The sequence below is a fragment of the Cellulomonas sp. A375-1 genome (assembly GCF_001040865.1).
Lineage (GTDB): Bacteria > Actinomycetota > Actinomycetes > Actinomycetales > Cellulomonadaceae > Cellulomonas > Cellulomonas gelida.
Map to the genome: position 1 here is coordinate 1 of NZ_LFKW01000029.1, position 5587 is coordinate 5587.

General features: G+C 73.3%; 3 protein-coding genes and 1 pseudogene. All 4 read right to left on the bottom strand.

The features are described from left to right. Positions 1–746: pseudogene (locus tag CWIS_RS02865) on the bottom strand (thiol reductant ABC exporter subunit CydC); the annotation flags it as partial. After that, positions 743–2422 carry a thiol reductant ABC exporter subunit CydD gene (cydD, locus tag CWIS_RS02870; protein WP_048341734.1) on the bottom strand — a complete coding sequence of 560 codons (1680 nt, stop codon included), beginning with the start codon at positions 2420–2422 and terminating at the stop codon, positions 743–745. The pseudogene CWIS_RS02865 and the gene cydD, both read right to left, overlap by 4 nt. After that, complete coding sequence (gene cydB / locus CWIS_RS02875) at positions 2419–3507, bottom strand: cytochrome d ubiquinol oxidase subunit II (RefSeq protein WP_048341735.1); 1089 nt, start codon at positions 3505–3507, stop codon at positions 2419–2421. Before cydB ends, cydD begins: the two co-directional genes overlap by 4 nt. Before the next feature lie 22 nt (positions 3508–3529). Further along, on the bottom strand, positions 3530–5056 hold the full coding sequence (locus tag CWIS_RS02880) for a cytochrome ubiquinol oxidase subunit I (RefSeq protein WP_048341736.1): 1527 nt from the start codon (positions 5054–5056) through the stop codon (positions 3530–3532). Between the last annotated feature and the right edge of the window lie 531 nt (positions 5057–5587).

Consider the following 5587-nt stretch of genomic DNA (forward strand, 5'->3'; position numbering starts at 1 on the left):
CGGTCCGCGTCGCGCAGCGCGTCCAGGCGCGCGGGCACGCGGCCCGCGACGGTGAGCGGACCGGCGTCGTCGAGCAGACCGAGCGCCTCGGCGTTCACGTCCGCCCGCGCCTGGGCGCCCAGGCGCTCGGTCCTGCGAGCAGCGCGGCCGGCGAGCCACGGGGCGACCACCCCGGCGAGCAGCAGGCACGCGACGAGCGCGAGCCCCGCCGGCGGCCAGATGAGGATCATCGCGGCGCTGGTCGCGACGCCGAGCGTGGCCGCGACGGCCGCGGGCAGCAGACCGCGCACCACGAGGTCGCCCACGTCGTCGACGTCCGCCCCGACCCGTGCGAGCAGGTCGCCGCGGCGCACGCTGAGCACCGCCCCCGCGCGACCGTCCGCGAGCCTCTCGTACAGCGTGGTGCGCAGCCGCGTCATGCCGGACAGGGCGAGGTCGTGGGAGACCAGCCGCTCGACGTACCGCAGCACGCCGCGACCGATGCCGAACGCGCGCACCCCGACCGTGGCGACGGACAGCGTGAGCACCGGCGGCATCTGCGACGCACGTGCGATCAGCCACGCGGAGACCGCCGCCAGCGCGACCGCGCAGCCGAGCGCGAGCGTGCCGAGCACGACCGCGAGGGCGAAGCGTCGGCGGTCGACCTCGAGCAGGGCGACGGCACGGCGCAGCGTCCCGCGCGGGGGGACCGCGACGTCGTCGGGGCGCGCGGTCTCGGGGCTCGCGGTCATGGCGGTCGTCGTCATCGCGTCACCGCCGCGAGGTGCGCGTCGTCCAGCGTGACCACGTCGTCCGCGCACGCGAGCAGGGCGGCGCGGTGCGCGACGAGCAGGACCGCGCGTCCCGCGTCGCGCAGCGCGGCCACCGTGCGCAGGACGGTGCGCTCGGCGACGTCGTCCAGGTGGGCGGTGGGCTCGTCGAGGACCACCAGCGGCGCCGAGCCCACGAGCGCGCGGGTCAGCGCGACGCGCTGCGCCTGGCCGACGGACAGCCCGTGACCGCCGCGACCGATGCGGGTCGACCAGCCGTCGGGGAGGTCGACGACGACCGCGTCCAGCCCGGTCACCTCCGCCGCGCGCCGGCGTTGCTCGTCGTCGCCGCCGACGACCTGTGCGAGCGTGCCGGGCTCGAGGACCGGCCGCTGGGGGAGCCAGGCGACCTGCCGCCAGAACGTCTCGAGGTCCACGGTGCCGGGCTCGTGCGCGGCGACCACGACGTCGTCGCCGACCCGCACGACGCCCTCGTCGGGCGTGAGGAGCCCCAGCAGCACCTCGACCGCGGTCGACTTGCCGGACCCGGGCGGCCCCGCGAGCGCGGTCACGCGGCCCGGGACGACCGCGAACGACAGGTCACGCGGCGTCTCGCCGCGCGCGGTGCGCACGCTCACGTGCTCGACGCGGACACCGACGCGGGAGAGGTCGGGTGCCGGCGCGGTGCCCGACCTGTCCGGGGCGGGCTCGTCGAGCACCGCGAACGCGGCCTCGGCGGCGGCGACGCCGTCCGTCGAGGCGTGGAACTGCGCACCCACCGCGCGCAGCGGGGCGAACACCTCGGGGGCGAGCACCAGCACCGCGAGGCCCGTCACGAGGTCGAGGTCGCCGTGCACGAGGCGCAGGCCGATACCCACCGCGACGAGCGCGACCGACAGCGTCGACAACAGCTCCAGCACCATGCCGGACAGGAACGCGATGCGCAGCGTGCCCATCGTCGCGCGCCGGTGCGCGTCGCCCAGGGCGTGCACGCGGGCACCCGGGCCGCGTTCGCGACCGAGCGCGCGCAGCGTCGGCAGACCCGCGATGAGGTCGAGCACCTGTGCGGACAGCCGCTGCATCGCGGCGAGCCCGCGTTCCGAGCGGCCCTGCGTGAGCACACCGACGAGCCACATGAAGATCGGCACGAGGGGCAGGACCGCCACGAGGATCACCGCCGAGACCCACTCGAGTTCGAGGACGACGAGCAGGGTCGCGGGTGTGACCGTCGCGGCGAGGACGAGCTGGGGCAGGTACCGCACGAAGTACGGCTCGAGGTCGTCGAGCCCGCGCGTCGCGAGCGTGACCAGCTCGGGGGCGCGCCCGTCGCCGAGCCGGCGCGGCCCGAGGGCGGTCGCGCGCGCCACCACCTGCTCGCGCAGCTCGGCGACGGCCCGGGCTGCCGCCCGGTGGGCGTACCGCTCCTGCACGACCGTCACGAGCACGCGCGCCGCCACGACGAGCGCGAACCAGCCGACGAGCGGCGCGACCGCGTCCCATGCCCGCGCGCCGAGGGCGACGCCGTCGCTCACGGCGCGCCCGAGGGCGTGCGCCAGCAGGAGTGCCTGGGCCACGACGAGCCCGGCGGTGACGATGCCGAGCGCGACGGTCAGGGCGACGTACCACCGCGCCGCGCGGGCGTGGCGCAGCAGGCGCGGGTCGAGGGGCTTCACGCCTCGATCGTGCCGGATCCCTCGCCCGACGAGCCGGCCGCGACGGCCGCGGGCTCGTCGCGGCGGAACGTCAGGCCGGTGTGCGCCGGGATGTGGTCGGTGGTCAGTCGCTTGCGGAACACCCAGTACGTCCAGCCCTGGTAGAGCAGCACGAGCGGCGTGAGGACCACGGCGACCCACGTCATGACCGTGAGCGTGTAGTCGGTCGACGACGCGTTGTCGACCGTGAGCGAGTTCGCCTGGTCGAACGCGGGCATCACGTCGGGGAACAGCGAGCCGAAGATCAGCACGACGGCGCCCACGATCGCGACGGCCGAGGCGACGAACGCCTGGCCCTCGCGTCGTGCCCGCGTCGCGAGCACCACGAGCACGAGTGCGACGGCGGCGACCGCCACGGCGGCCCACGTCCACGCGTTGTCGGAGTAGGCGAGCTGCGCCCAGATCGCCCACGCGCCGGCGACGACGAGCGTCACGACCGACGAGCGCGCCGCGAAGTCTCCCGCGCGACGGCGGATGTCGCCGTCGGACTTCAGCGCCAGGAAGATCGCGCCGTGCGTGAGGAAGATCAACGTGGTGACCGCGCCGCCGAGCAGCGCGAACGGGTTGAGCAGCGCGAAGAACCCGCCCACGTACTGGTGGTCGGCGTCGAGCTCGACCCCGCGCACGATGTTCGCGAAGGCGACGCCCCACAGCACGGACGGCAGCCAGGAGCCGAAGATCAGCGCGCGGTCGGCCCAGGTGCGCCAGCGGTCGTCGTTGATCTTGCCGCGCCACTCGAACGCCACGACGCGCACGATGAGCGCGATGAGGATGAGGAACAGCGGCAGGTAGAACCCGCTGAACAGGGTCGCGTACCACTCGGGGAACGCCGCGAACATCGCGCCGCCCGCGGTGAGCAGCCACACCTCGTTGCCGTCCCAGACGGGGCCGATCGTGTTGATCATGACGCGCCGCTCGCGCTCCTTGTCGCCCTTCTTGGGCAGGAGGCCGAGCAGCATGCCGACACCGAAGTCGAACCCCTCGAGCACGAGGTAGCCGGTCCACAGGACCGCGATGAGGACGAACCAGACGGTCGTGAGCTCCATGGTGATGTCTCCGTCTCGCGGCTCAGTAGGCGAAGGACAGGGTCGAGTCGTCGTCGGAGCCGTCGCGCCCGGCGGCGGCGCGCGCCTCGGGGCTCGGGTCCTTCTCGCTGGCGGCGACGCCCTCGACCGCGTAGCGGTGCATGAGGCGGTACCAGAGCACCGCGAGCACGCCGTACAGGAGCGTGAAGCCGATCAGGGAGATCCAGATCGTCGTCGGGCTCGTGACGACCGAGACGCCCCGTGCGGTCAGCAGCCACACGCCGTCGACGCCCGAGGAGTTCGGGTTCGGGGCGACCACCCACGGCTGCCGGCCCATCTCGGTGAAGATCCAGCCGAACGACGAGGCCAGGAACGGCGTGGCGATCGCGGCGATGCCGAGCGTGCCGAACCACTTCTTGTCCGTGACCGAGCCCTTCTTGCGCAGCAGCCACAGGGCGGCGAGCGACAGGGCCGCCGCACCGGCGCCGAAGCCGATCATGAGGCGGAACGACCAGTAGGTGATCGCGAGGTTCGGATAGAAGCGCGTGTCGTCGTCGAACGTGGGGGCGACGCCGTTGGCCTCCTCCCAGTCGCGGATCCACTGCGCGTAGTAGTCCTGCAGCTCGTCGACGCCCCGGACCCGGGAGTCGAAGTCGCCGGTCGCGAGGAACGAGGTCAGACCCGGGATCTCGATGAGGTGCTTGACGCCCGCGCAGTCGTTGGTGAGGTCGCCGATCGCCAGGATCGAGAACGACGCGCCGTCGGCCGACTCGCACAGGCCCTCGGCCGCCGCCATCTTCGCCGGCTGCTGGTCGAACATGAGCTTGGCCTGCGCGTCGCCGGAGACCGCGACGCCCGCGCCGCCGACGAGCATCGCGACCAGCCCGAGGATCACGGCCGGTCGGTACACGTCGCGCGCCGTGGCGGCGTCGCCCGCGCGGACCTTCTTGACCATCCACCACGCGGCGATGCCGGCGACGAACGTGCCCGCGGTCAGGAGTGCGGCGGTGATCGTGTGCGGGAATGCGGCGAGCACGGTCGGGTTCGTGAGCACGGCGCCGATGTCGTTCATCTCGGCGCGGCCGGTCTCGAAGTTGTACGTGATGCCCACGGGGTGCTGCATCCACGAGTTGGCCGCGAGGATGAAGAACGCCGACAGGTTCGTCGCGATCGCGACCGCCCAGATGCACGCGAGGTGGATCTTCTTGGGCAGCTTGTCCCAGCCGAAGATCCACAGCCCGAGGAACGTCGACTCGATGAAGAACGCGGCGAGCGCCTCCATGGCGAGCGGCGCCCCGAAGACGTCCCCGACGAAGCGGGAGTACTCGCTCCACGCCATGCCGAACTGGAACTCCTGCACGATGCCGGTGGCGACGCCGATCGCGAAGTTGATCAGCAGGAGCTTGCCGAAGAACTTGGTCAGGCGCAGCCAGCGCTCGTTGCCGGTGCGGTACCAGATCGTCTGCATGATCGCGACGAGCGGCGCCAGGCCGATCGTGAGCGGGACGAAGATGAAGTGGTAGACGGTCGTGATGCCGAACTGCCAGCGGGCCAGATCGAGGGCGTCCACGTGTTCTCCGTGCGGTGCGGGCGGCGAATGGGTGGGGGCGTGCGTCAGAGCGCAGGGAGTCCTGCAGGCGGTGATCCCACCCGAGGGGAACGCTAGGGCGGGCACCCGGGCCAGGCCGGGACGAAGGTCCCGGGTGCTGACGACTTGTCGTCATCCCCTCGCGCGTCGCGAGCACGCCGGTTCCGGCGCTCTGTGCGATACTGGCCGCGGTTCGACGAGCGTCCACACCGCGAGGCGAACCCGTGAGCTCGCACCCAGTGCGCTGCGCGCGCCAGCCGCCGCCGCACCGTCGAGAGGCCCAACCGGGCCCGGACGGACGAGGCAGGCGAAGGCGCCCGCCGGCCCGGTGTGCGGCCGCGCCCGACGACTTCCGTCGCCACGCGCCGCGTGAGTGACGACCGACCGACCGAGGACCGCCACGCGTGTGGAGGGCGGTTCGCGGCACCCAGGAGCGCTCCGCGTGACCGATCAGAACACCCCCGACCTCGCAGCAGCGTCGACGCAGGAGGGGGCAGGTGCGGCCGCCGCACC

What these genes read in the sequence shown, in the direction of transcription:
- cydB (WP_048341735.1), bottom strand. Translation starts at nt 3,507, where the DNA reads ATGGAGCTCACGACCGTCTGGTTCGTCCTCATCGCGGTCCTGTGGACC.